The organism is Bradyrhizobium sp. MI1.3, from assembly GCF_055811695.1.
In genome coordinates, this window is the sequence record NZ_JBVVPQ010000016.1 from 115,424 (window position 1) to 135,680 (window position 20,257).

Annotated in this window: 21 protein-coding genes; 14 read left to right on the forward strand and 7 right to left on the reverse strand. The window is 64.1% G+C overall.

The genetic code is table 11. The annotated features are described in order from the left end of the window. Positions 1–119: 119 nt before the first annotated feature. A complete protein-coding gene (locus AC0L3A_RS14605; protein ID WP_007593271.1) occupies positions 120–599 on the reverse strand; it encodes an Lrp/AsnC family transcriptional regulator in 480 nt (159 codons plus the stop codon). Positions 600–733: 134 nt separating this feature from the next. Between AC0L3A_RS14605 and ald the strand changes: the two genes are divergently transcribed. The 3 genes from ald (at position 734) to AC0L3A_RS14620 (ending at position 3,450) form a co-directional block, all read left to right on the forward strand. Then, entirely contained in the window at positions 734–1,849 is a 1,116-nt protein-coding gene (gene ald, locus AC0L3A_RS14610; protein WP_007593269.1) for an alanine dehydrogenase, read from the forward strand. A 175-nt stretch (positions 1,850–2,024) separates the two neighbouring features. After that, complete coding sequence (locus tag AC0L3A_RS14615; protein ID WP_007593267.1) at positions 2,025–2,243, forward strand: hypothetical protein; 219 nt, start codon at positions 2,025–2,027, stop codon at positions 2,241–2,243. A gap of 148 nt (positions 2,244–2,391) precedes the next feature. After that, positions 2,392–3,450 carry a YeiH family protein gene (locus AC0L3A_RS14620; protein ID WP_473254635.1) on the forward strand — a complete coding sequence of 353 codons (1,059 nt, stop codon included), beginning with the start codon at positions 2,392–2,394 and terminating at the stop codon, positions 3,448–3,450. A gap of 138 nt (positions 3,451–3,588) precedes the next feature. Here the strand turns inward: AC0L3A_RS14620 and AC0L3A_RS14625 are convergent, their stop codons facing one another. The 5 genes from AC0L3A_RS14625 to AC0L3A_RS14645 form a co-directional block, all read right to left on the reverse strand. After that, positions 3,589–4,461, reverse strand: a complete 873-nt coding sequence (locus tag AC0L3A_RS14625) for an ABC transporter ATP-binding protein (protein WP_007593264.1) — start codon at positions 4,459–4,461, stop codon at positions 3,589–3,591. Then, positions 4,458–5,366 (reverse strand): ABC transporter permease, encoded by a 909-nt coding sequence (locus tag AC0L3A_RS14630; RefSeq protein ID WP_088940900.1) that lies wholly within the window; start codon positions 5,364–5,366, stop codon positions 4,458–4,460. The genes AC0L3A_RS14625 and AC0L3A_RS14630 overlap by 4 nt, the downstream gene beginning before the upstream one ends. Continuing rightward, positions 5,363–6,784, reverse strand: a complete 1,422-nt coding sequence (locus AC0L3A_RS14635) for an ABC transporter substrate-binding protein (RefSeq protein WP_007593262.1) — start codon at positions 6,782–6,784, stop codon at positions 5,363–5,365. Before AC0L3A_RS14635 ends, AC0L3A_RS14630 begins: the two co-directional genes overlap by 4 nt. A 165-nt stretch (positions 6,785–6,949) precedes the next feature. Beyond that, positions 6,950–7,726 (reverse strand): Crp/Fnr family transcriptional regulator, encoded by a 777-nt coding sequence (locus AC0L3A_RS14640; RefSeq protein ID WP_007593261.1) that lies wholly within the window; start codon positions 7,724–7,726, stop codon positions 6,950–6,952. 196 nt (positions 7,727–7,922) lie between these two features. Further along, a complete protein-coding gene (locus AC0L3A_RS14645) occupies positions 7,923–8,219 on the reverse strand; it encodes a gamma-butyrobetaine hydroxylase-like domain-containing protein (protein ID WP_007593255.1) in 297 nt (98 codons plus the stop codon). Between the two features lie 208 nt (positions 8,220–8,427). Here AC0L3A_RS14645 and AC0L3A_RS14650 point away from each other — a divergent pair, with 208 nt between their 5' ends. From AC0L3A_RS14650 to AC0L3A_RS14670, 5 genes are all read left to right on the forward strand, one after another. Continuing rightward, positions 8,428–9,201 carry a ferredoxin--NADP reductase gene (locus tag AC0L3A_RS14650; protein ID WP_007593254.1) on the forward strand — a complete coding sequence of 258 codons (774 nt, stop codon included), beginning with the start codon at positions 8,428–8,430 and terminating at the stop codon, positions 9,199–9,201. 104 nt (positions 9,202–9,305) lie between these two features. After that, a complete protein-coding gene (locus tag AC0L3A_RS14655; protein ID WP_007593253.1) occupies positions 9,306–11,048 on the forward strand; it encodes a fumarate reductase/succinate dehydrogenase flavoprotein subunit in 1,743 nt (580 codons plus the stop codon). A 26-nt stretch (positions 11,049–11,074) separates the two neighbouring features. Continuing rightward, a complete protein-coding gene (locus AC0L3A_RS14660; RefSeq protein WP_007593252.1) occupies positions 11,075–11,308 on the forward strand; it encodes a 4Fe-4S dicluster domain-containing protein in 234 nt (77 codons plus the stop codon). Between the two features lie 2 nt (positions 11,309–11,310). Next, complete coding sequence (locus AC0L3A_RS14665; protein WP_007593251.1) at positions 11,311–12,288, forward strand: HEAT repeat domain-containing protein; 978 nt, start codon at positions 11,311–11,313, stop codon at positions 12,286–12,288. Positions 12,289–12,399: 111 nt separating this feature from the next. Further along, complete coding sequence (locus AC0L3A_RS14670; protein ID WP_007593250.1) at positions 12,400–13,572, forward strand: fumarylacetoacetate hydrolase family protein; 1,173 nt, start codon at positions 12,400–12,402, stop codon at positions 13,570–13,572. A 59-nt stretch (positions 13,573–13,631) separates the two neighbouring features. On the opposite strand, the gene AC0L3A_RS14675 is transcribed toward AC0L3A_RS14670, so the two are convergent. Beyond that, positions 13,632–13,799 (reverse strand): hypothetical protein, encoded by a 168-nt coding sequence (locus AC0L3A_RS14675; RefSeq protein ID WP_157158567.1) that lies wholly within the window; start codon positions 13,797–13,799, stop codon positions 13,632–13,634. Positions 13,800–13,960: 161 nt separating this feature from the next. On the opposite strand from AC0L3A_RS14675, the gene ytfQ reads away from it, so the two are divergent. The 6 genes from ytfQ (at position 13,961) to AC0L3A_RS14705 (ending at position 20,257) form a co-directional block, all read left to right on the forward strand. After that, positions 13,961–14,926: a galactofuranose ABC transporter, galactofuranose-binding protein YtfQ gene (gene ytfQ / locus AC0L3A_RS14680; RefSeq protein ID WP_007593249.1), complete on the forward strand. Its 966-nt coding sequence runs from the start codon at positions 13,961–13,963 to the stop codon at positions 14,924–14,926. 121 nt (positions 14,927–15,047) lie between these two features. Continuing rightward, entirely contained in the window at positions 15,048–16,592 is a 1,545-nt protein-coding gene (locus AC0L3A_RS14685; protein WP_473254648.1) for a sugar ABC transporter ATP-binding protein, read from the forward strand. Then, a complete protein-coding gene (locus AC0L3A_RS14690; RefSeq protein WP_007593247.1) occupies positions 16,589–17,581 on the forward strand; it encodes an ABC transporter permease in 993 nt (330 codons plus the stop codon). Before AC0L3A_RS14685 ends, AC0L3A_RS14690 begins: the two co-directional genes overlap by 4 nt. Beyond that, positions 17,578–18,558 carry a galactofuranose ABC transporter, permease protein YjfF gene (gene yjfF, locus AC0L3A_RS14695; RefSeq protein WP_007593246.1) on the forward strand — a complete coding sequence of 327 codons (981 nt, stop codon included), beginning with the start codon at positions 17,578–17,580 and terminating at the stop codon, positions 18,556–18,558. Before AC0L3A_RS14690 ends, yjfF begins: the two co-directional genes overlap by 4 nt. Next, the gene (locus tag AC0L3A_RS14700; RefSeq protein WP_007593245.1) at positions 18,555–19,334 is read left to right on the forward strand and encodes a FadR/GntR family transcriptional regulator; all 780 of its coding nucleotides are present in this window, start codon (positions 18,555–18,557) and stop codon (positions 19,332–19,334) included. The genes yjfF and AC0L3A_RS14700 overlap by 4 nt, the downstream gene beginning before the upstream one ends. Next, on the forward strand, positions 19,331–20,257 hold the full coding sequence (locus AC0L3A_RS14705) for a Gfo/Idh/MocA family protein (RefSeq protein WP_007593244.1): 927 nt from the start codon (positions 19,331–19,333) through the stop codon (positions 20,255–20,257). Before AC0L3A_RS14700 ends, AC0L3A_RS14705 begins: the two co-directional genes overlap by 4 nt.

Sequence of the window (20,257 nt, forward strand, 5' to 3'; positions counted from 1 at the left end):
ACGTCAGCCGTGTTGACGCGGGGGCACGCCTCCGCCGGCCAATAGCGCCCAACGGACCACCGACCGGTTGGTTCCTTTTGATTCTCTTGCCGGCAGTTCGCCCTTCCGAGAGGTTGCGATCAGCGCTTCGCTTCGCCGAACACCACATTCGGCACGGCGCGGTTGACGACCTCGCGCAGCGCGAAGCTCGATTGTACCCGCGCGACGCGCGGCAGGCGCGACAGCTCCATGCGGTGGATGCGCTCAAAATCCTGGATGTCGCGGGCGAGCACGATCAGGATGTAGTCGTCGGTCCCCGACATCAGGAAGCAGCGCACGACGGACGGGCATTTCACCACTTCCGCCTCGAACGCCTTCAACGCCTCGTCGCTTTGGCTTTCCAACGCGATGCGGACCAGCACCGTGGTGGTAAGGCCGAACTGCGCGAGGTCGAGCGTGGCCTGATAGTCCTGGATATAGCCGTCGTCTTCCAGCGCCTTCTGGCGCCGCGCGAGCGCGGTGCTTGATAGCCCAACCTTGTTGGCGAGCTCGGTGTGGCTGGCCCGCGCATTGGTCGTGAGTTCCGCGAGGATTGCGAGATCTTTCCGGTCGAGGGCCAAAGTTTCGTTTCCAGCGTGAAAGGGCGTTTGCGCGCCGGAAACCGGCGCAGGGATGTCAAAGCTAGCGGATATTTGCACGAAACCAAACCGGGCAGGTCGCTACGATCATGAGGTGAATCAAAAGGAGGCCAGGGATGCGCGTCGGTGTGCCCAAGGAAATCAAAGTGCAGGAATATCGCGTCGGGCTCACCCCGGGCGCAGTCCGCGAATATGTCGCGGCCGGGCACGAGGTGACCGTCGAGAGCGGCGCGGGTGGCGGCATCGGCGCATCCGACGAAGTCTATAGGCGGGCAGGGGCCACCATTGCCGACAGCGCGCGCGACATCTTCGCGAAGTCCGACATGATCGTGAAGGTGAAGGAGCCCCAGAAAAGCGAGTGGGCCCAGCTCCGCGAAGGCCAGATCCTGTTTACTTACCTTCATCTTGCGCCGGATCCCGAACAGGCCAGGGGTTTGCTCGCCTCCGGCTGTACTGCGATAGCCTATGAAACCGTCACCGACGCGGCCGGTCACCTCCCCCTGCTTGCGCCGATGAGCGAAGTCGCCGGCCGCCTCACCATCGAGGCCGCCGGCGCCGCGCTCAAGCGTTCGGCCGGCGGCCGCGGGCTGCTGCTGGGCGGCGTTCCCGGCGTGCAGCCGGCGCGGGTCGTCGTGCTCGGCGGCGGCGTGGTGGGAACGCAAGCAGCGCGCATGGCCGCGGGCCTTGGCGCCGAGGTCACCGTGATCGACCGCTCCATTCTAAGGTTGCGGGAGCTTGATGACCTCTTTGCAGGGCGCGTGCGCACCCGCTTCTCCACCATCGAGTCAGTCGAGGAGGAGGTGTTCGCTGCCGACGTCGTGATCGGCGCGGTGCTGGTGCCGGGCGCGAGTGCGCCCAAGCTCGTCACGCGTGCGATGCTGGCATCGATGCGACCGGGCGGCGTGCTGGTCGACGTCGCGATCGATCAGGGCGGCTGCTTCGAGACCTCGCACCCGACCACGCATGCAGAACCAACTTATGTGGTCGACGGCATCGTGCATTATTGCGTCGCCAACATGCCCGGCGCAGTGCCGGTGACGTCGAGCCAGGCGCTGAACAACGCGACGCTACCGTTCGGCTTGATGCTCGCGGACAAGGGTTTTGCCGCGGTGCTGGAAAATCCACATCTGCGCAGCGGGCTGAATGTGCATCGCGGCCGCATCACCAACAAGGCGGTGGCGGAGAGCCTCGGGCTGGAATTTGCTCCGGTGGGGAGCGGGCTGGCGGCATAGAGCATGATCCGGAAAAGTGCGCAGCGGTTTTCCAGGCCGGAAGAAGAAAACTATTGTCCCGTGCCCGTCCTGCGGAAGGAGTTTCCCCGCCGGGAGGCAAAAAAGCCAATCGCTTCCATTGCTGTTTGGGGCCGAAACGACGACATTTCCATCAGAAATTGATGGATTGACTGCTATGGAACGCACCAGGTTTGAGCCTTTCGGCGAGCAATTGGTGTCCGCAACGGACACCCAACCGCGCTCGCGCGGGTCGAAGCTGCTGCTGCGGGTTGGTACCGGCCTGTTCTGGTCGCTGGTTGCCGGCATCGTGCTGGCGCGTGCGGCCTTCTTCGAGCCCGGCGTCTACGATGGCTTCAGCCGCGTCGCCTCGCTGGCCAAGAGCCTGATCTTCTAAGGCGCGCCTGATCTTCTAAAGGGCGCCTGACCTTCAGAGCCAGATTATTCCGGGCTGAGGATAGAACTTCCCTGAGCCCTGATATGTCGAAAACTTATTTCCCAATCGGATGGCGCTGCGTATAAATCCTTCTCCTTGGGAGAGATTTGTGTCGCAGAATCAAGCATCCAGCCCGGCCGACGCCAAGCCGACCACGGCCACTGGCCGCATCGTCGCGCTGATTCCCGGGATCCTCCTCTGCATCGCCGTGGCCGGCGTTTCGGCCCTGCTCGAACGGGCGGAATTGGGCGTCTTCGAACATCCCTATGTCGAGGCGCTGGTGATGGCGATCTTGCTCGGCATGGCCGTGCGCAGCTTCTGGAAGCCCGCGCCGCGCTGGCAGTCCGGCATCGCCTTCAGCGCCAAGCAACTGCTCGAAGTCGCCGTCATGCTGCTGGGGGCCTCGATCAGCTTTGCTGCTATCGCGGCGTCCGGGGTCGCGCTGTTGGCCTCGATCGCAGCGGTCGTCGTGATCGCGCTCTGCGTCTCCTTCGGCATCAGCCGCCTGCTTGGTCTCTCGACGCGGCTCTCGATCCTGATCGCCTGCGGCAACTCGATCTGCGGCAATTCGGCGATCGCCGCGGTGGCGCCGATCATCGGCGCCAACAATGACGAGATCGCATCCTCGATCTCCTTCACCGCGATTCTCGGCGTGATGATGGTGCTCGGCCTGCCGCTGCTGATTCCGCTGCTGCAGCTATCGGCCACGCAATACGGTATCCTCGCAGGCCTCACCGTCTATGCCGTGCCGCAGGTGCTGGCCGCGACGGTGCCGGCGGGACTCGTCTCGACGCAGATCGGCACGCTCGTCAAGCTGATGCGCGTGCTGATGCTCGGGCCGGTGGTCGTCGGCCTCTCGCTGACCGCCTCGCGCTGGCAGAGCGACGCCAAGAAGAGCAATGTCGGCTTTTTCCGCCTGGTCCCGTGGTTCATCCTCGGCTTCCTTGCGCTGGCGACCCTGCGATCCCTGGAGATCGTGCCGTCCACGGTGGTTGCCCCGATCACGCGGATCACGGGTTTTCTCACGGTGGTGTCGATGGCTGCACTTGGCCTGGGCGTCGACGTGAAGGTGCTTGCGAATGTCGGGGGCAGGGTGACGGCCGCTGTGACGCTGTCGCTGATACTGCTGCTCGGCATCAGCATCGCGCTGGTGCACTGGTTCAAGTGAGCGGCGCGACACTGCCGTAGGGTGGGCAAAGGCGCGAAAGCGCCGTGCCCACCATTTCTCTCATGGAGAACGATGGTGGGCACGCTTCGCTTTGCCCACCCTACGAAACTGGCTTCCCGCAAGCGGGGCGAGGTAAGATCAAATCACGTCCGCGAGCGAATGCCCGTGCAGCTCGATGTTCAGCCCCTGCATGCCCATGTCGTTGAGCTCGCCGCCCATCGCTTTGATGCTCTCCTCGCGGATCAGCGACATCAGTCCGCGGCGCAATGCCAGGAATTCCGACGACATCATCATCGACTGCTGCCGCGGCCGCTCCAGCGGGATCGGAATCTCCGCCTTGATCGAGCCGGGGCGCGCGGTCATGCAGTAGACGCGGTCGGACAGGAAGATCGCCTCGTCGATGTCGTGGGTGACGAACAGCACCGAGATCTTCAGCCGCTGCCACATGTTGGTGAGGATCTGCTGCATGATGACGCGGGTCTGCGCATCGAGCGCGCCGAAGGGCTCGTCCAGCAGCAGCACTTTGGGTCCTGTCGCGAGCGCGCGGACGATGCCGACGCGCTGTTTCATGCCACCTGAGAGTTTCTCGGGGTAATGCTTTTCGAAGGCTTCGAGGCCCGCGAGGCCCAGCAGCGTGCGCGCGGCGCGCTCGCGCTGCGAGCGCGGCATGCCGCGCATCTTCAGGCCGAACTCGACATTCTCTCGCACCGTCTTCCAGGGAAACAGCGAATATTGCTGGAACACCATGCCACGCTCGGCGCTCGGACCGTTCACCCTCTCGCCGTCGACGGTGACGATGCCCGTGGTCGGCTTGAGGAAGCCGGCGACCGCGTTAAGCAGCGTCGACTTTCCGCAGCCGGAGGGCCCGACGATCGAGACGAACTCGCCAGGCTTCACATGAATCTGCGTATCGGTGACGGCCTGTACCGGTCCTTCGATGCTGTCGTAGCTGAGGGAGAAATTCCTGACCTCGATATGCCCCTGCGGTGCCTTGACGACGATCTCACTCATCTTGACCTCCACGGCATCACCAATTGTCCGGCCCCCCGGATCAGCATGCTCGATCCGAGGCCGAGCACGCCGATCGCGATCATGCCGAGCGCGATGTCGGCATACTGGACCAGCGAATAGGCCTCCCAGGTGAAATAGCCGATGCCGTACTGCCCCGAGATCATCTCGGCGGCGATCAGCGACACCCAGGCCACCCCCATGCCGACGGTGAGGCCGGTGAAGATGTGCGGGAGCGAGGCCGGGAAATACACGTCGCGGAAGATCGAGCGTTCCCGCGCGCCGAGACATTGCGCGGCGCGCACCAGCACGGGGTCGACCAGCGACATGCCGTGCAGCGTGTTGACCAGGATCGGGAAGAACGAGCCGAGGAAGGTGATGTAGACGATGCTCTGCTCGTTGGTAGGCCACAGCATGATCGCCATCGGCACCCAGGCGATCGCCGGGATCGGCCGCAGCACCTCCGCCACGGGGAAGATAATCTCGTGGACCAGCTTGAAGCGGCCCATGATCAGGCCGAGCGGCACCGCGACGATGGCCGCGAGCGAGAAGCCGAAGAAGATGCGCCGGCAGCTCAAGAGAACGTGCAGCAGGAATTTCGGATCGTGGATCGCCTTGGTGAAGCTCGCATAGACCGCGAGTGGCGAGGGCACGTTGGTGAAGCGCACGAAGAACACGACGCGGTAGGTCGTCAGCAGGTGCCAGACCAGCAGGAAGGCGAGCAGCGAGATGATGCCGATCGCGGTCGCGCGCAGCCCGCCCCGGTTGAGCCGGTACCAGCGCAACGCGAGCGTGCCGAAGGAAGGCGGTGATGCGGGTGGAGTGGAGGCGGGCATGGCGCTTGCCTCCGCGATGGCACTTGCCGGCATGCTGTCCTCGGGATGTCTGAGGAGGGCGGGACTGCTCACGTCTTGCCCCCGCCGACCGCCGCCTTCACGGCCTCGTCGAAGCCGAGCACCTTGCCGCTGATCTTGGCGGCATAGGCTTCGGCGTCCTTCTTCAACAGGAACGGCACAACCTCGCCATTGCCGACCGCGAAGAAAGCCTGGTCGGCGAACAGCTTGATGCCGCGGGTGGTATCGAAGACGTAAGCGACGTTGATCTTCTTGCCCTTTGCCTTGTAGTCGGCATAGGCGGCGAGCGTGCAGCCGGTTGACGAGAAAGGCATGATGCCGGCTTCGTCGACCCAGACCTCGCCGGCTTTGCGCGGATCGGAGATCGGTTTCTTGCAGAAGGAATCTTCGCCGGAGATCTCGTAATTTCTGGTGCTGGCGAGCCGCGCGTCGTAGTCGAGCTTCATCTCGGAATAGGCTTTGCGGATGTAGCTGTCGTCGACCCATTTCTTCGGGTCGAACTCCTTCATCCGGCCGAGGTTCTGCAGCACCTTGACGTCGGCCGTCGCGGCGTCGATCAGCGCCGGCTTGATCGAGGGATCAGTGGTCATGTTGCCGCTGGGGCCGAGGAAGATGTAGACGACCTCCTTGTTGATGCCGGTCCATTCCTGGATTTTCTCGGCGGCGAGCTTGGGATCGTCGCGCAGCCACTGATTGGCGGCGATCAGCGCCTTGAAATATGCGACGACGACCTCGGGATATTTCTCGGCGAAATCGGTGCGGACCACGATGCCGTGGAAGGTCGGCAGATTAGTCTCGACGCCGTCAAAGATCTTTCGCGCGAAACCGCGGAACGGCAGCAACTCGGCGAACGGAACGAAGTCGGCATGCGCGTCGATCTTCTTCTCCTGGAGATTGGTCGAGCCGACCTCCGGGCTTTGGCTGACCAGCTGGAAGAAATCCGACGCGTAGCCGCGGTCCTGCATCGCCTTCAGCACCATGCCGTGCGCGGCGGAGCCGAACGGCACGCTCACGAGCTTCCCCTTGAGGTCTGCGAGATCGTAGTAGGGCGAATCCTTGTGAACGACGATGCCGTTGCCGGAGCCCGACAGGCTGTAGGCGGCGATGCCGATCAGTCGGCTCTTGCTCTCCGGATTGCTGTCGAAAGTGAAGCCGTTCACGATCAGCGGATAGTCGCCCATCATGCCGATCTGCAGCTTGTTCGCCATCATCGCATTGGTGACGGGCGGACCGGACGTGAAGTTCTGCCACTCCAGCTCGAACTTGATGTTGGCGTATTTGCCGTCCTTCGGCAGATATTTTTCGAGGAGATGGAGCTGGCGGATGACGACGCCGGCGGTCACCGTGTTGGTCGTGGTGTCCTGCGTTCCGATGCCGAGCGTAACGGTTTCCGCCGCGGCCGGCTGCGCGAGGAGAAGCGCCAGCGACGTCACCGACATCGCGATCGAGAGCGTGGGAAGATGGCGGACCATTCTCATCCTCATTCGGTTGGATGTGCTGTGGTTGCCATGATTGGGTGAGGGCGTGGGCAGGGCAAATCCGGAATGAGCGCCACAGTCGATTAGTTGCCGGGAAAAGTTGATTGCATAGTCCTTGGGCAGTCCTGCACTATAAAGCCGCTTGGGTGGGCACCGGCCCTAGTCCGACGCTTGCCCTCGCATCTCTTCCAGCACGTCGGGCCGGCAGACCACGATCTGGGAGCGCTTGGTCAGCACGATTCCCTTCTCCTGCATGCGCTTCAGGCTGATCGTGACCCATTGCCTGGTGGCGCCGACCATGTGGGCGATATCGGCATGGGTGAAGGCGGCCGCGATCACCCGGCCGTCGGCGTCATCGACGCCATAGAGGTCGACGAGATGCAGCAACAGATGCGCAAGGCGCTGTGTGATCGAGCGCGTTCCCAGCATCTGGGCCAGCGCCGAATAGCACTTGCCCTTGAAGGTCAGGCCTTCGATCAGGCCGATCGCGAGGTTCGGAATCTCGACCGCAAGCGATCGCAACTCCTTTCCGGGCAGATGCACCACGCTGCAATTGCTGGATGCAACGCCGGACCATTGATGCACGGTGCCTTCGAACACTTCCGGCCCGCCGACGAAATTGCCGACATGCCAATAGGCCAGCGTGATCTCGCGGCCGAGCGGCGAGGTGTAGAAGACCCGGATACGGCCGCTTTCGATCAGCCAGATACCGTCATGCTTGCCACCCTGGCTGAACAGCGTCTGGCCACGGTTGAGCACTTTTCGGCGGCCCTGCTTCAGCACCAGCTCCCGCTCGCGCTGGCTGAGCTTGTCCATCAACGGCGGCGGTCCGCCGATCCATTGCTGGTTCTCGGTGAGCAGCAGCGAGGAACCGCCGGCAGGCCGGACTGCCGGGGGACCGGCCCCCCGAACCGCATTCGCCGCCGCCTGCAACATTATCTGCCTCCGGAACGTTCAAACCGTTCTAAAGAGGAGCAATGTCCGTGCCAGATTCACTCCGCTGTCATCGCCCGGCTTGACCGGGCGATCCAGTATTCCAGAGACGTCAATGGGTTATCGAGAAGCCGCGGCGTACTGGATTCCCCGCCTTCGCGGGGAATGACAGCGGAGTTTGGAGGACGACCTGTTGCGTCTACCGTCCCGCCAGGCTCAGCAAATACGGCTTCGGGTAAATCCCCCGATTATGCCCATCCGAAAACGAGATGTTCAGCCCGTAACCGAGATCGCCGATTTCGGTGATCGCGATGCCCGGAAAACGCTCGGGGAAGCGGCCGTCGAAGCGGGCGCGGGTGCAGTGGGCGCATTTGCAGGAGAGGCGGAGCGTTTCCGCCGGCAAGTCCAGCGTGTCGTCCTGAGCGGTGCGAACGCGGAGCGTCGCGAGGTCGGCGCTTGCTTCGTAATCTGCCACGATCGGTGCCACCAAGGTCATGACGTGTCTCCGACCCTTCTCTACGTTGCCGCAGCGCTGCTGCGATAGCAACTAATTGCCAGGCTCAGGTGCGAGGCGCTGATCTTCGCTGCCTGCTGTTCGATCATCGCCCACGAAATGTGAAACTAATCGACCGGGAATTTCAGTTCGGCGTTGCCGGATTCCCGTCTCTCCGAAACCTTGTGCGCAATCGAGGTCAGGAGAGACAATGAGCGCATTTCAGAAGGAAACGGTCCTGTCGGTCAGGCACTGGACCGATAGCCTGTTCAGCTTCACCGCGACGCGCGATCCGGGCTTCCGCTTCCAGAACGGCCAGTTCGCGATGATCGGGCTGGAAGTCGAGGGCAAGCCGTTGCTGCGGGCCTACAGCATGGCGAGCGCCAATCACGAGGAGGCGCTCGAGTTCTTCTCGATCAAGGTGCAGGACGGTCCGCTGACCTCGCGCCTTCAGAAGATCAGGGAGGGAGACGTCATCCTGGTCGGCCGCAAGGCCACGGGCACGCTGATCACCGGCAACCTCCTTCCCGGCAAGCGCCTGTTGCTGCTCTCGACCGGCACGGGGCTCGCGCCGTTCGCCAGCCTGATCAAGGACCCCGACGTCTACGAGAATTACGAGACCATCGTGCTCGCCCATGGCTGCCGCCAGGTCTCCGAGCTCTCCTATGGCGAGCACCTGGTAGAAGGCCTGCGCGATCACGAGTTCTTCGGGCCGCTGATCCGGGACAAGCTCGTCTACTACCCGACCGTTACCCGCGAGCCGTTCAGGAATCGCGGCCGCATCTCCGACCTGATCGCGTCGAACCAGCTCTTCGACGACATCGGTCTATCAGGCCTCGATATCGAGACCGACCGCATCATGCTGTGCGGCAGCCCGGCGATGCTGGAGGAACTTCCCGCGATGTTGTCCGCACGCGACTTTGTCGAGGGCAATCACAGCCGGCCCGGTCATTTCGTGATCGAAAAGGCCTTTGTCGAGCGCTGAGGCGCAAATCGCAGCCCGGCGACAACTAATTGCTATCGCCGGGACGCCTGCTGAACAAATCTGATGCAAAGGCGCCGGACCTGCCGGCGAACCAGGAGCAAGCGATGTCACTAGATCAGATCGTCGATGGACTTTCGGAGGTTTCCTGCGACGTGCTGGTGATCGGCGGCGGCACGGCCGGCCCGATGGCGGCACTGAAGGCGAAGCTGAAGAATCCGAAGGCCAATGTCGTCCTGCTCGAAAAGGCCAACGTCAAGCGCTCCGGAGCGATCTCGATGGGCATGGACGGCTTGAACAACGCCGTCATTCCCGGATACGCAACGCCGGAGCAGTACACCAAGGAAATCACCATCGCCAATGACGGCATCGTCGATCAGAAGGCGGTCTACAAATACGCGCAGAACTGCTACTCGATCATCGAGGAACTCGACAGTTTCGGCATCCGCTTTCTGAAGAACGAGAACGGCGACTACGCCGTCAAGAAGGTGCACCACATCGGCACCTACGTGCTGCCGATGCCGAACGGCGAGACCGTGAAGAAGGCGCTGTATCGCCAGCTCCGTCGCGCCCGCATCCTGATCTCCAACCGCTACATGGCGACGCGGCTGCTCAAATCCGCCGACGGGCGCATTGCCGGCGCGATCAGCGTTAATACTCGTACCGCCGAGATGCTGGTGATCAAGGCCAAGGCCGTCATCCTGTGCATGGGCGCCGCCGGCCGGCTCGGTCTGCCGACCTCCGGCTACATGTTTGGTACCTACGAGAACGCAGCCAATTCCGGCGACGGCTATTCCATGGCCTATCATGCCGGTGCGGCTCTGGCGAACCTCGAATGCTATCAGATCAATCCGCTGATCAAGGACTATAACGGCCCGGCCTGCGCCTACGTCGCCGGTCCCTTCGGCGCCTTCACCGCCAACAACGAGGGATCGCGCTTCATCGAATGCGATTACTGGTCGGGTCAGATGATGCTGGAATTCTACAACGAGCTGCTGTCCGGCAAGGGCCCGGTGTTTCTCCAGCTCAAGCATCTTCACCCCGACACCATCTCGGAGATCGAATCGACGCTGCACAAGGTCGAGCGTCCCACACGCGGCCTGTTCCAGCAGGGGCGCGGGGTCGACTACCGCAGCGAGTCGATCGAGATGCATATCTCCGAGATCGGCTTCTGCTCCGGTCACAGTGCGTCGGGCGTGTTCGTCGACGACAACGCGCGCACCACCGTCCCGGGCCTCTATGCCGCCGGCGACATGGCCAGCGTGCCGCACAATTACATGCTCGGCGCCTTCACCAACGGTTCGGTCGCCGGCCTCGACGCGATGGAATTCGCTGACAATCACGACTTCGCGGAATTCGACGCGGCCGATGTCGCCAGCGAACGTGACCGCGTCATGGCGCCGACCAAACGCGAGGACGGCATTCCGCCGAACCAGATCGAGTACAAGACCCGGCGTCTCGTCAATGACTATCTCCAGCCGCCGAAAGTTACGCGCAAATACGAACTCGGCATGCGCCGGCTCGCCGAAGCGAGGGAAGACATGCAGGAGCGCATGATCGCGCGCAATGCGCACGAACTGCTCCGCGCGCTCGAAGTACAGTCGATCATGGACTGCGCGGACATGGCTGTGCATGCCTCGCTCTACCGCGAGGAAAGCCGCTGGGGTCTCTATCACTGGCGCACGGATTTCCCGGAGAAGGACAATGAGAACTGGTTCTGCCACACGCTGCTCAGCAAGCAGGACGGCAAGATGACCAGCGAGAAGCGTGCCGTGGAGCCCTATATCGTGCCGATCGCCGACGATGAGAAGGATCTCTACGACAAGCAGCGCATCCGCGCGACAGCCTGACCCGCCAAAGTAACAGGAGACATACGATGCCTCTCGCTTCCTATCAGACATCGGTTCCGGTGGTCGTCGACGACGCCAAATGCATCGCGGACAAGGGCTGCACGGTGTGCGTCGACGTCTGTCCGCTGGACGTGCTGCGTATCAGCGATATGACCAACAAGGCCTATATGGCCTATGACGAATGCTGGTACTGCATGCCCTGCGAGGCGGATTGCCCGACCGGCGCTGTCACCGTCAACATTCCCTATCTGCTGAGGTAGTCATGTCGAGCCCGTTCGAATCCTACGACGATCTCGAAGATGCCGACGAGCGGCTCCAGGCCGCCGATCCAGGGGAGCGCCGCGTCGCCATCATCGCGCTCGGCCATTCCGGCGATCCCGCAGCAGTCGGCCATCTCGCCAAAATGGTCGCCGATCCCGATGCCGGCGTCCGCCAGCAGGTCGCGATGGCGCTTGGCGAGTTCGACGGGCCGGAGGCTGCCAGCGCGCTGGTGAAGCTGCTGGTCGATCCTGAGAGAATCGTTGCGTCCGCCGCGGCCGACAGCATGGCCGAGTTCAAGGATCCTGCCTGCGCCGAAATCATCCTGCCGCTGGTCAAGCACGCCCACGCCTTCGTCCGCATGGGCGCGTTGCGCGCGCTGAAGGAGCTGCGCTGCAAGGATACGCTGAAGCCGGCGCTGGAAGCGCTCCAGGATTCCGACGCCGCCGTGCGGGTGCAAGCGATCGGCGTGATCGGGTTCCTCAAGCTGGAGGAATCAATCCCGGCGCTGACCGCGCTGATCAACGATCCCGACGCGCATGTGCGCCGTGCCGCCGTCAGCGCGCTCGCCTTCTCGCAGATGAAGCCCGCGGCTGAGATGATCACGCGCGCGTTGAAGGATTCGGACTGGATGGTGCGGGAGATGGCCGCAGAAACGCTGGGCCTCAACGTCAACGGCTCGATCGCCGCCGACCAGCTCATCGCTTCGCTCAGTGACGAGTTCTGGCAGGTGCGGCTGAAGGCAATCCGCAGCCTTGGCCGGATGAAGATCGAGCACGCGGTTCGCCCGATCGGCAATTGCGTCAACCATGAGCAGGCGAATTTGCGGAAGGAAGCCGCTGCTGCGCTCGGCGAAATCGCCCACCACGACGGCGAGGCGTTCCTTGCCGTCATCGCCAACGATCCAGATCCCGAGGTGCGCAAGAACGCGCGCTGGGCGCTTCAGCAGATCGCGGCCCGAAAAGCGCGCGCGGGGGCATAGGAGCGCGGCGGGCTGCCGCGCTGGACTTCCCGTCCCAGACGTTTATTGGTCTTCGCCAATGTGATCGGCCTCCGCGAGCGCGGCCGATCCGAAAAGAGCGAGGATACGCCCATGACGACATTGACGGTAAAGGACCTTCTTCCCGAGGACGGCACGCGGGGAACGCTTGTCGGCCGCGTCTGGCTGCCGCAGGCGAATGGCCCGGCCGTGGTCGCCGTGCGCGGCGATGGTGTGTTCGACGTCACCGCAACGTTCCCGACCGTCAGCACGCTCTGCGAGGAGGACGATCCGGCGAAGGCGCTTGCCACGACCAAGGGTGAGCGCATCGGCGATATCGAGGCCATCGTCCGCAACACGCCGCCCGATCAGCGCGATCCGAAAAAGCCGTGGCTGCTCGCGCCGGTCGATCTCCAGACGCTGAAGGCGGCCGGTGTGACCTTCGCCATCTCGATGCTGGAGCGCGTGATCGAGGAGCGGGCGAAAGGCAATCCGGCCTCGGCCGAAGCGATCCGGCAAGAGGTGACGCGGCTGATCGGCGACGATCTGTCGAAGCTCAAGCCGGGTTCGGACCAGGCGATGCACCTGAAGCAGGTGCTGATCGACCAGAACGCCTGGAGCCAGTATCTCGAGGTCGGCATTGGCCCCGATGCCGAGGTCTTCACCAAGGCGCCGACCTTGTCGTCGGTCGGCACCGGCATGGATGCGGGGCTGCATCCGAAATCGACCTGGAACAACCCCGAGCCGGAGCTGGTGCTGTTCGTCTCGAGCCGCGGCAAGATCGTCGGCGGCGCGCTCGGCAACGACGTCAATCTGCGCGACTTTGAGGGCCGTTCGGCGCTGTTGTTGTCGAAAGCCAAAGACAACAACGCGTCGTGTTCGATCGGTCCGCTGCTGCGCCTGTTCGACGACAGCTTTACCCTCGATGACGCCCGCAAGCTCGACATCAGCCTGAACGTGAAGGGGCAGGACGGTTTCGTCCTCGACGGCCATTCCTCGATCAGCATGATCAGCCGCGATCCGACCGATCTGGTCGAGCAGACCATCGGCAAGGTGCATCAATATCCTGATGGCTTCGTGCTATTCCTCGGGACCATGTTCGCACCGGTTAAGGATCGCGACGCGCCGGGGCAGGGGTTCACCCACAAGCGCGACGACATCGTCACGATCTCGGCGCCCCAGCTCGGCAAACTCGTCAACCGCATGCGGACCAGCGACGAGTGCGAGCCCTGGACCTTCGGCATCGGCGCGCTGATGAAGAATCTGGCGCAGCGGAAGCTGATCTAGCGGTCGGCATGTTGCCCGGCCGACAGCGGGCGATTGCACATCGAAATCAGAGAAGGTCGTCATGCCCGGGCTTGTTCCGGGCATCCACGTTCTTTGTCCCGCATGGCAAGAACGTGGATAGCCGCGACAAGCCCGCCCATGACGATGTGGCGCTGGCCAAGCTGCATCATTTCTTTCATCTTCCCGTTGCATCTGCGGAACAAAATCGCGCTGGGCGTGTCGTACAATGACTCTCCTGCCGAATGTCACCCCCGACCAAATAGTCAGATAATATGACTAGTCGGAACCAAGCTTCCGTGAAATAGTCCCTCCCGCCGCCTCAAAGGTCGGCCTGTGGGTGCGATGCTACCAATCGGCGCCCCGGATAACATTTTGGGAGATACGCCTGATGATCCTCAAAGCCCTCTTTGCGGCCAGCGCCACTGCCGCGTTGCTGCTCGCGCTGCCGGCGAATGCCGCCGAGCTCACCATCGGCTTCTCGCAGATCGGATCGGAATCCGGCTGGCGCGCGGCCGAGACCTCGGTCTCCAAGCAGGAAGCCACCAAGCGCAAGGTCAATCTCAAGATCGCCGACGCGCAGCAGAAGCAGGAGAACCAGATCAAGGCGATCCGCTCCTTCATCGCGCAGAATGTCGATGCGATCTTCCTCGCGCCCGTCGTCTCGACCGGCTGGGACTCGGTGCTGAAGGAAGCCAAGGAGGCCAAGATCCCGGTCGTGCTGCTCGACCGCGACATCGATCCCTCCGGCAAGGAGCTCTATCTCACCGCCGTGACCTCAGACAGCGTGCATGAAGGCGAGGTCGCCGGCGACTGGCTGGCCAAGACCGTCGGGGCCAAAGCCTGCAACATCGTCGAATTGCAGGGAACGGTCGGCGCGAGCGTCGCCGCCAACCGCAAGAAGGGTTTTGACACCGCCATCGCCAAACACGCGAACCTGAAGGTGGTGCGCAGCCAGACCGGCGACTTCACCCGCGCCAAGGGCAAGGAAGTGATGGAAAGCTTCATCAAGGCCGAAGGCGGCGGCAAGTCGATCTGCGCGGTCTACGCGCATAATGACGACATGATGGTCGGCGCGATCCAGGCGATGAAGGAAGCTGGCCTCAAGCCGGGCAAGGAGATCCTCACTGTCTCGATCGATGCGGTCCCCGACATCTTCAAGGCCATGGCCGCCGGCGAAGCCAATGCCACGGTCGAGCTGACGCCGAACATGGCGGGCCCCGCGCTCGATGCCATCGCGGCCTTCAAGGGCAAGGGCACGGTGCCGCCGAAATGGATCCAGACGGAGTCGAAGCTTTATACGGCCGCCGATGATCCGCAGAAGATCTACGACAGCAAGAAGGGCCTCGGTTACTGAGGCGAGGACGTCGCCGGACGGCCGTGTTTCGGCAGTCCGGCGATCCCGCTCGAAACCGCTGCGCGAACGAACAGGCTCCGTGTCCGCATCGTCGGCGGGCGCCGCTGGGAGTGAATTTGTGATGGAGAACAGCCCGCATTCCGCGGCTTCCCTGCTGGAGGCGCGCGGGATCAGCAAGAGTTTTGGTGCGGTACGCGCGTTGCAGCAAGTCGACTTCACGCTGCGCGCTGGCGAGATTCATGCGTTGCTTGGCGAGAACGGCGCCGGCAAGTCCACGTTGATCAAGGTGATCACCGGCGTGTTCCCGCGCGATGCTGGCATCGTCAGGCTCGGCGGCGAAGAGGTCGCGCCGCGCTCGGCCAAGGCGGCGCTTCAGGCCGGCATCGCCACCGTCTACCAGGAGGTCAATCTGCTGCCGAACCTCTCGGTGGCGCAGAACCTGTTCCTCGACCGGCAGCCGATGCGTTTCGGCATGGTGCGCGAAGGCGAGATGCGCCGCCGCGCCAAGGCGCTGCTCGCGGATTTCGGCCTCGACATCGACGTATCAGCGCCGCTTGGCAATTATTCGGTGGCGATCCAGCATGTCACCGCAATCGCGCGCGCTGTCGATCTCTCGGCGCGTGTGCTGATCCTGGACGAGCCGACCGCGAGCCTCGACCGCCATGAGGTCGAGATCCTCTTTCGCATCATGCGTCAGCTTGCCAAGCGCGGCATTGGCATCGTCTTCGTCAGCCATTTCCTCGACCAGGTCTACGAGATCTCCGATCGCATCACGGTTTTGCGAAATGGTCGCCTGGTCGGCGAGCGCGAGACCGCGTCGCTGTCGCGACTCGAGCTGATCCGGATGATGCTCGGCCGCGAGCTGGCCGAGACCACCAGCGCGCGGGCCGCGACGCGCGAGCATCAGGCCCGCGAAGTCTGCGCGAGCTTCGAGAGCTATGGCAAATCAGGCTATGTCGCGCCGTTCAATCTCGAGCTGCGCCATGGCGAGGTGGTCGGTCTCGCCGGCCTGCTCGGCTCGGGCCGGACCGAGACGGCGCGGCTGGTGTTCGGCGCCGAGCGCGCCGATCGCGGGCAGGCGAGGGTGGAAGGCGCGCCTGTCCGGCTTCACTCGCCGCGCGACGGCGTGCGCCACGGCTTTGGCTATTGCCCTGAGGAGCGCAAGACTGACGGCATCGTCGCCGAGCTCACCGTGCGCGAGAACATCGTGCTCGCGCTCCAGACCAAGCGCGGTCTGCATCGGCCGCTGTCGCGACGCGAGCAGGACGAGATCGCAAGCCGTTACGTCAAGATGCTCGACATTCGCCCGCCCGATCCGGAGCGTCCCGTCGGCCTGCTGTCCGGCGGCAATCAGCAGAAGGTCCTGCTGGCACGGTGGCTTGCGACCTCCCCGCGGCTCCTCGTGCTGGACGAGCCGACCCGCGGCATCGACGTCGGCGCGCATGCCGAGATCATCCGCCTGATACGCGAGCTCTGCGACGACGGGCTTGCGCTGCTCGTGATTTCCTCCGAGCTCGACGAGATCGTGACCTATTCCGATCGCGTGGTGGTGCTGCGCGACCGCGCTCATGTCGAGGAACTCGCGGGCGAGGCGATCGACGTCGGCAACATTCTCGCGGCCATTGCCGCCGATAGCGTCGCCGTTGCGCTTGAGGCTCACACATGACAGCGCTGCTGCCGCGCCGCGGCCTTGCCCAGATCCTCGCATTGATCGTCATCCTCGCGGTCGATCGTGTGGTGTCGCCGCAATTCTTCGATCTGCGCCTCCAGGATGGACGTCTGTTCGGCAGCCTGATCGACGTGCTCAATCGCGGCACGCCGGTGGCGCTGCTCTCGCTCGGCATGGTCCTGGTGATCGCGACGCGCGGCATCGATCTGTCGGTCGGCGCGGTCATGGCGATCTCGGGCGCGATCGCGGCGAGCCTCGCCGACAACCACAGTCTGGCCGTGGTGCTGGCGGCTGCGCTCGGCGCGGGCCTGATCTGCGGATTGTGGAACGGATTTCTCGTCGCGGTGCTCGGCATGCAGCCGATCGTGGCGACCCTGATCCTGATGGTGGCGGGACGCGGCATCGCTCAGCTCATTACCGAAGGCCGCATCGTGACCTTCTCCTCGCCCGATTTGGTCTGGCTCGGCAACGGCTCCATCCTCGGCGTGCCGGTGCCAGTCGCGATTGCGCTTGGCATGTTGATGCTCACCGGCGCGGTGGTGCGAGGCTCGGCACTTGGGTTACTGATCGAAGCAACCGGCGGCAATGCGCGGGCGAGCGAGCTTGCCGGCGTCGGCACGCGCGCGATGATTTTGGCGGTCTATGTCTGGTGCGGCGTTTGCGCTGCGCTTGCCGGTGTCATCGCGGCGGCCGACATTATGGGCGCGGATGCCAACAATGCCGGCCTCTGGCTCGAGCTCGACGCCATCCTCGCGGTGGTGATCGGCGGCACCTCGCTGTTCGGCGGCCGCTTCAGTCTCGTGCTGGCCGTACTCGGCGCGCTGATCATCCAGACCATGAACACCGGCATTCTGCTGTCGGGCTATCCGCCGGAGTTCAATTTGCTGGTCAAGGCGATGGTGGTGCTCGCCGTGCTGCTGCTGCAATCGCCGAAGCTGTCCGGCTTTGCCGGAATCGTGACGCGGCTGCGGGGGACCAAGGCATGAAAGGCCTGCCGCCCGTCCTCATCACGGCGATCGTGCTCGTCGCGGGATTCGCGCTTTGCGCGATGCAGTTTCCCAACATCGCCTCCACCCGCGTTGTCGGCAATCTCCTGACCGACAACGCCTTCCTCGGCATCGTCGCGACGGGCATGACCTTCGTCATCATTTCCGGCGGCATCGATCTCTCGGTCGGCTCGGTGATCGGCTTCACCACGGTGTTCGTCGCGCTGGCGATCGAGCGCTGGGGAATGCCGCCCCTGGTCGCCTTCGTCGCCATCCTCGCGCTCTCGGCCGCCTTCGGAGCGGCGATGGGCGCGGTGATCCATGTCTTCGATTTGCCGCCTTTCATCGTGACGCTCGCCGGCATGTTCTTGGCCCGGGGTGCCAGCTTCCTGCTCTCGACGGAATCGGTGCCGATCACAGCACCGGTCTATTCCACTGTGTCGGACTTCGCACTGCGAGTACCCGGCGGTGGACGGCTGACGGCGGTCGCGATCATCATGCTTACGATCGTGATCGGCGGCGCATTGCTGCTGCAGCTCACCCGGTTCGGCGCCAATGTTTATGCGCTCGGCGGCAGCCGGGCGACCGCGAGCCTGATGGGTGTCGCCGTCGGCAGGATGACGGTGAAGATCTACATGCTGTCGAGCCTGCTCGCCGGCATCGCCGGCATCGTCTTCTCCTTCTACACCAGCGCCGGCTACTCGTTGTCCGCGGTTGGCGTCGAGCTCGACAGCATCGCGGCCGTCGTGATCGGCGGCACGCTGCTCACGGGCGGGCAGGGCTCGGTGATCGGCACCTTCCTCGGGGTGCTGATCCAGGGCATGATCCAGACCTACATTAATTTCGACGGGACGCTGTCGAGCTGGTGGACCAAGATCGCGACCGGGGTGCTGCTGTTCGCCTTCATCGCCTTGCAGCAGGGGTTGGTCGCGCTCGCGCGCCGGCCCGTGGCAAAGCGCGCGGGAGCAGTCTCATGACCACCTCGCGCATCCTTGTCATCCCGACGCGCCGGGCGCACTCCAATCACGCGGAGGTGGCCCGCTCGATCGGCGTCGACATCATTGCCGGCCGCTACGCGGAGGGAACGCGCCTGCCTGGCGATGCCGAAATGATCGCGATGTTCGGGGTGTCGCGACCGGTGCTGCGCGAGAGCGTGAAGACGCTGGTGGCCAAGGGCCTGCTCACAACCAAGGCGCGGGTCGGCACCGTCGTGCGCGAGCGCGTCGCCTGGAACATGTTCGACGCCGACGTGCTGGCCTGGCACCTGGATGCCGGGATCGACAAGCGCTTCCTCAATGACCTCGCCGAAATCCGCCTCGCGGTCGAGCCGCGCGCGGCCGCGCTGGCGGCGGCGCGGCGGTCGGAGCAGGATCTCTCCGAGCTCCGTCGCTGCATGGAGCGGATGCGGCTTGAAGCCTCCGACTCCGTTGGCTTCGCCGATGCCGACCTCGCGCTCCATGTCGGTGTGGCGCGCGCCTCCGGAAATCTGTTCATGCGCTCGATCGGGCACGTCATCGAGGCTGCGTTGCGCGCCTCATTCCTGCTCAGCGCACCGGTCGAACCGGAGGACCGCGACACTGTTCTGCTCTGGCATCAGAAGATCGTCGATGCCATCGCGGACGGTGATGCCACGACTGCGTCGGAGGCGATGGTCTACGTCATTCACAACGGCATGCGCCGCCACGAGGGTACAGTGATCGAGACTGTACCGGCCGAAGCGCTGCCGTCCGCGGAAGCTGGAGAAAGATCGTGACTGAACTTCGCATCGCCATCGTCGGCTTCGGCAAGATCGCGCGGGACCAGCACGTCGGCGCCATCGCAGCGGTTCCCGGCGCGACGCTGGCGGCCGTCGCCAGCCGCAATGCCTCGTTGCCGGATCTGCCGCATTTCGCGACCATCGAGGAGCTGCTGGAAAAAGGCCCGCCGATCGACGCGGTGTCGCTCTGCACGCCGCCTCAAGTGCGCCGCGCCCAGGCCGTCGCAGCGCTCAGGGCCGGCAAGCATGTCATGCTGGAGAAGCCGCCCGGCGCCGGCGTTGCCGAGCTCGATCCGCTGATCGCGATGGCCGGTGAGGCCAAGCGAACGCTGTTTGCGACCTGGCATTCGCGCCATGCGCCGGCAGTCGAGCCGGCGCGCGAGTGGCTCGCCGCGCGCCGCATCCATTCCGTGCACATCAACTGGAAAGAGGACGTCCGCGTCTGGCATCCCGGGCAGGCGTGGATCTGGGAGCCGGGCGGGCTCGGGGTGTTCGATCCCGGCATCAATGCGCTGTCGATCCTGACCAGGATCCTGCCGAAACCTGTGTTCGTCACCGCGGCCGAGCTCGCCTTCCCTGCCAATTGCCAGGCGCCGATCGCCGCGAAGCTGACGCTGACCGACATCGACGGCCTGCCTGTGGCCGCCGAGTTTGATTTCCGCCAGACCGGGCCGCAGAGCTGGGATATCCTCGTCGAAACCGACCAGGGCCGGATGACGCTATCCCGCGGCGGCAGGATCATGGCGATCGACGGCAAGACCGTTGCCGAGGCGCCCGATGAGGAATATCGGGAGCTTTACCGGCGCTTCGTCGCGCTCGCCGCTACAGGCGCGAGCGACGTCGATTTGGCGCCGCTTCGTCTCGTCGCGGACGCCTTCCTGCTCGGCAGGCGCACGATCGTCGAACCGTTTGTGGATTGA

Bases quoted from the DNA above. Each gene is read 5' to 3' on its own strand.
- ald (WP_007593269.1), top strand. From the start codon at position 734: ATGCGCGTCGGTGTGCCCAAGGAAATCAAAGTGCAGGAATATCGCGTC.
- AC0L3A_RS14615 (WP_007593267.1), top strand. From the start codon at position 2,025: ATGGAACGCACCAGGTTTGAGCCTTTCGGCGAGCAATTGGTGTCCGCA.
- AC0L3A_RS14625 (WP_007593264.1), bottom strand. From the start codon at position 4,461: ATGAGTGAGATCGTCGTCAAGGCACCGCAGGGGCATATCGAGGTCAGG.
- AC0L3A_RS14635 (WP_007593262.1), bottom strand. From the start codon at position 6,784: ATGGTCCGCCATCTTCCCACGCTCTCGATCGCGATGTCGGTGACGTCG.
- AC0L3A_RS14640 (WP_007593261.1), bottom strand. From the start codon at position 7,726: ATGTTGCAGGCGGCGGCGAATGCGGTTCGGGGGGCCGGTCCCCCGGCA.
- AC0L3A_RS14645 (WP_007593255.1), bottom strand. From the start codon at position 8,219: ATGACCTTGGTGGCACCGATCGTGGCAGATTACGAAGCAAGCGCCGAC.
- AC0L3A_RS14650 (WP_007593254.1), top strand. From the start codon at position 8,428: ATGAGCGCATTTCAGAAGGAAACGGTCCTGTCGGTCAGGCACTGGACC.
- AC0L3A_RS14655 (WP_007593253.1), top strand. From the start codon at position 9,306: ATGTCACTAGATCAGATCGTCGATGGACTTTCGGAGGTTTCCTGCGAC.
- AC0L3A_RS14660 (WP_007593252.1), top strand. From the start codon at position 11,075: ATGCCTCTCGCTTCCTATCAGACATCGGTTCCGGTGGTCGTCGACGAC.
- AC0L3A_RS14665 (WP_007593251.1), top strand. From the start codon at position 11,311: ATGTCGAGCCCGTTCGAATCCTACGACGATCTCGAAGATGCCGACGAG.
- AC0L3A_RS14670 (WP_007593250.1), top strand. From the start codon at position 12,400: ATGACGACATTGACGGTAAAGGACCTTCTTCCCGAGGACGGCACGCGG.
- ytfQ (WP_007593249.1), top strand. From the start codon at position 13,961: ATGATCCTCAAAGCCCTCTTTGCGGCCAGCGCCACTGCCGCGTTGCTG.
- AC0L3A_RS14685 (WP_473254648.1), top strand. From the start codon at position 15,048: ATGGAGAACAGCCCGCATTCCGCGGCTTCCCTGCTGGAGGCGCGCGGG.
- AC0L3A_RS14690 (WP_007593247.1), top strand. From the start codon at position 16,589: ATGACAGCGCTGCTGCCGCGCCGCGGCCTTGCCCAGATCCTCGCATTG.
- yjfF (WP_007593246.1), top strand. From the start codon at position 17,578: ATGAAAGGCCTGCCGCCCGTCCTCATCACGGCGATCGTGCTCGTCGCG.
- AC0L3A_RS14700 (WP_007593245.1), top strand. From the start codon at position 18,555: ATGACCACCTCGCGCATCCTTGTCATCCCGACGCGCCGGGCGCACTCC.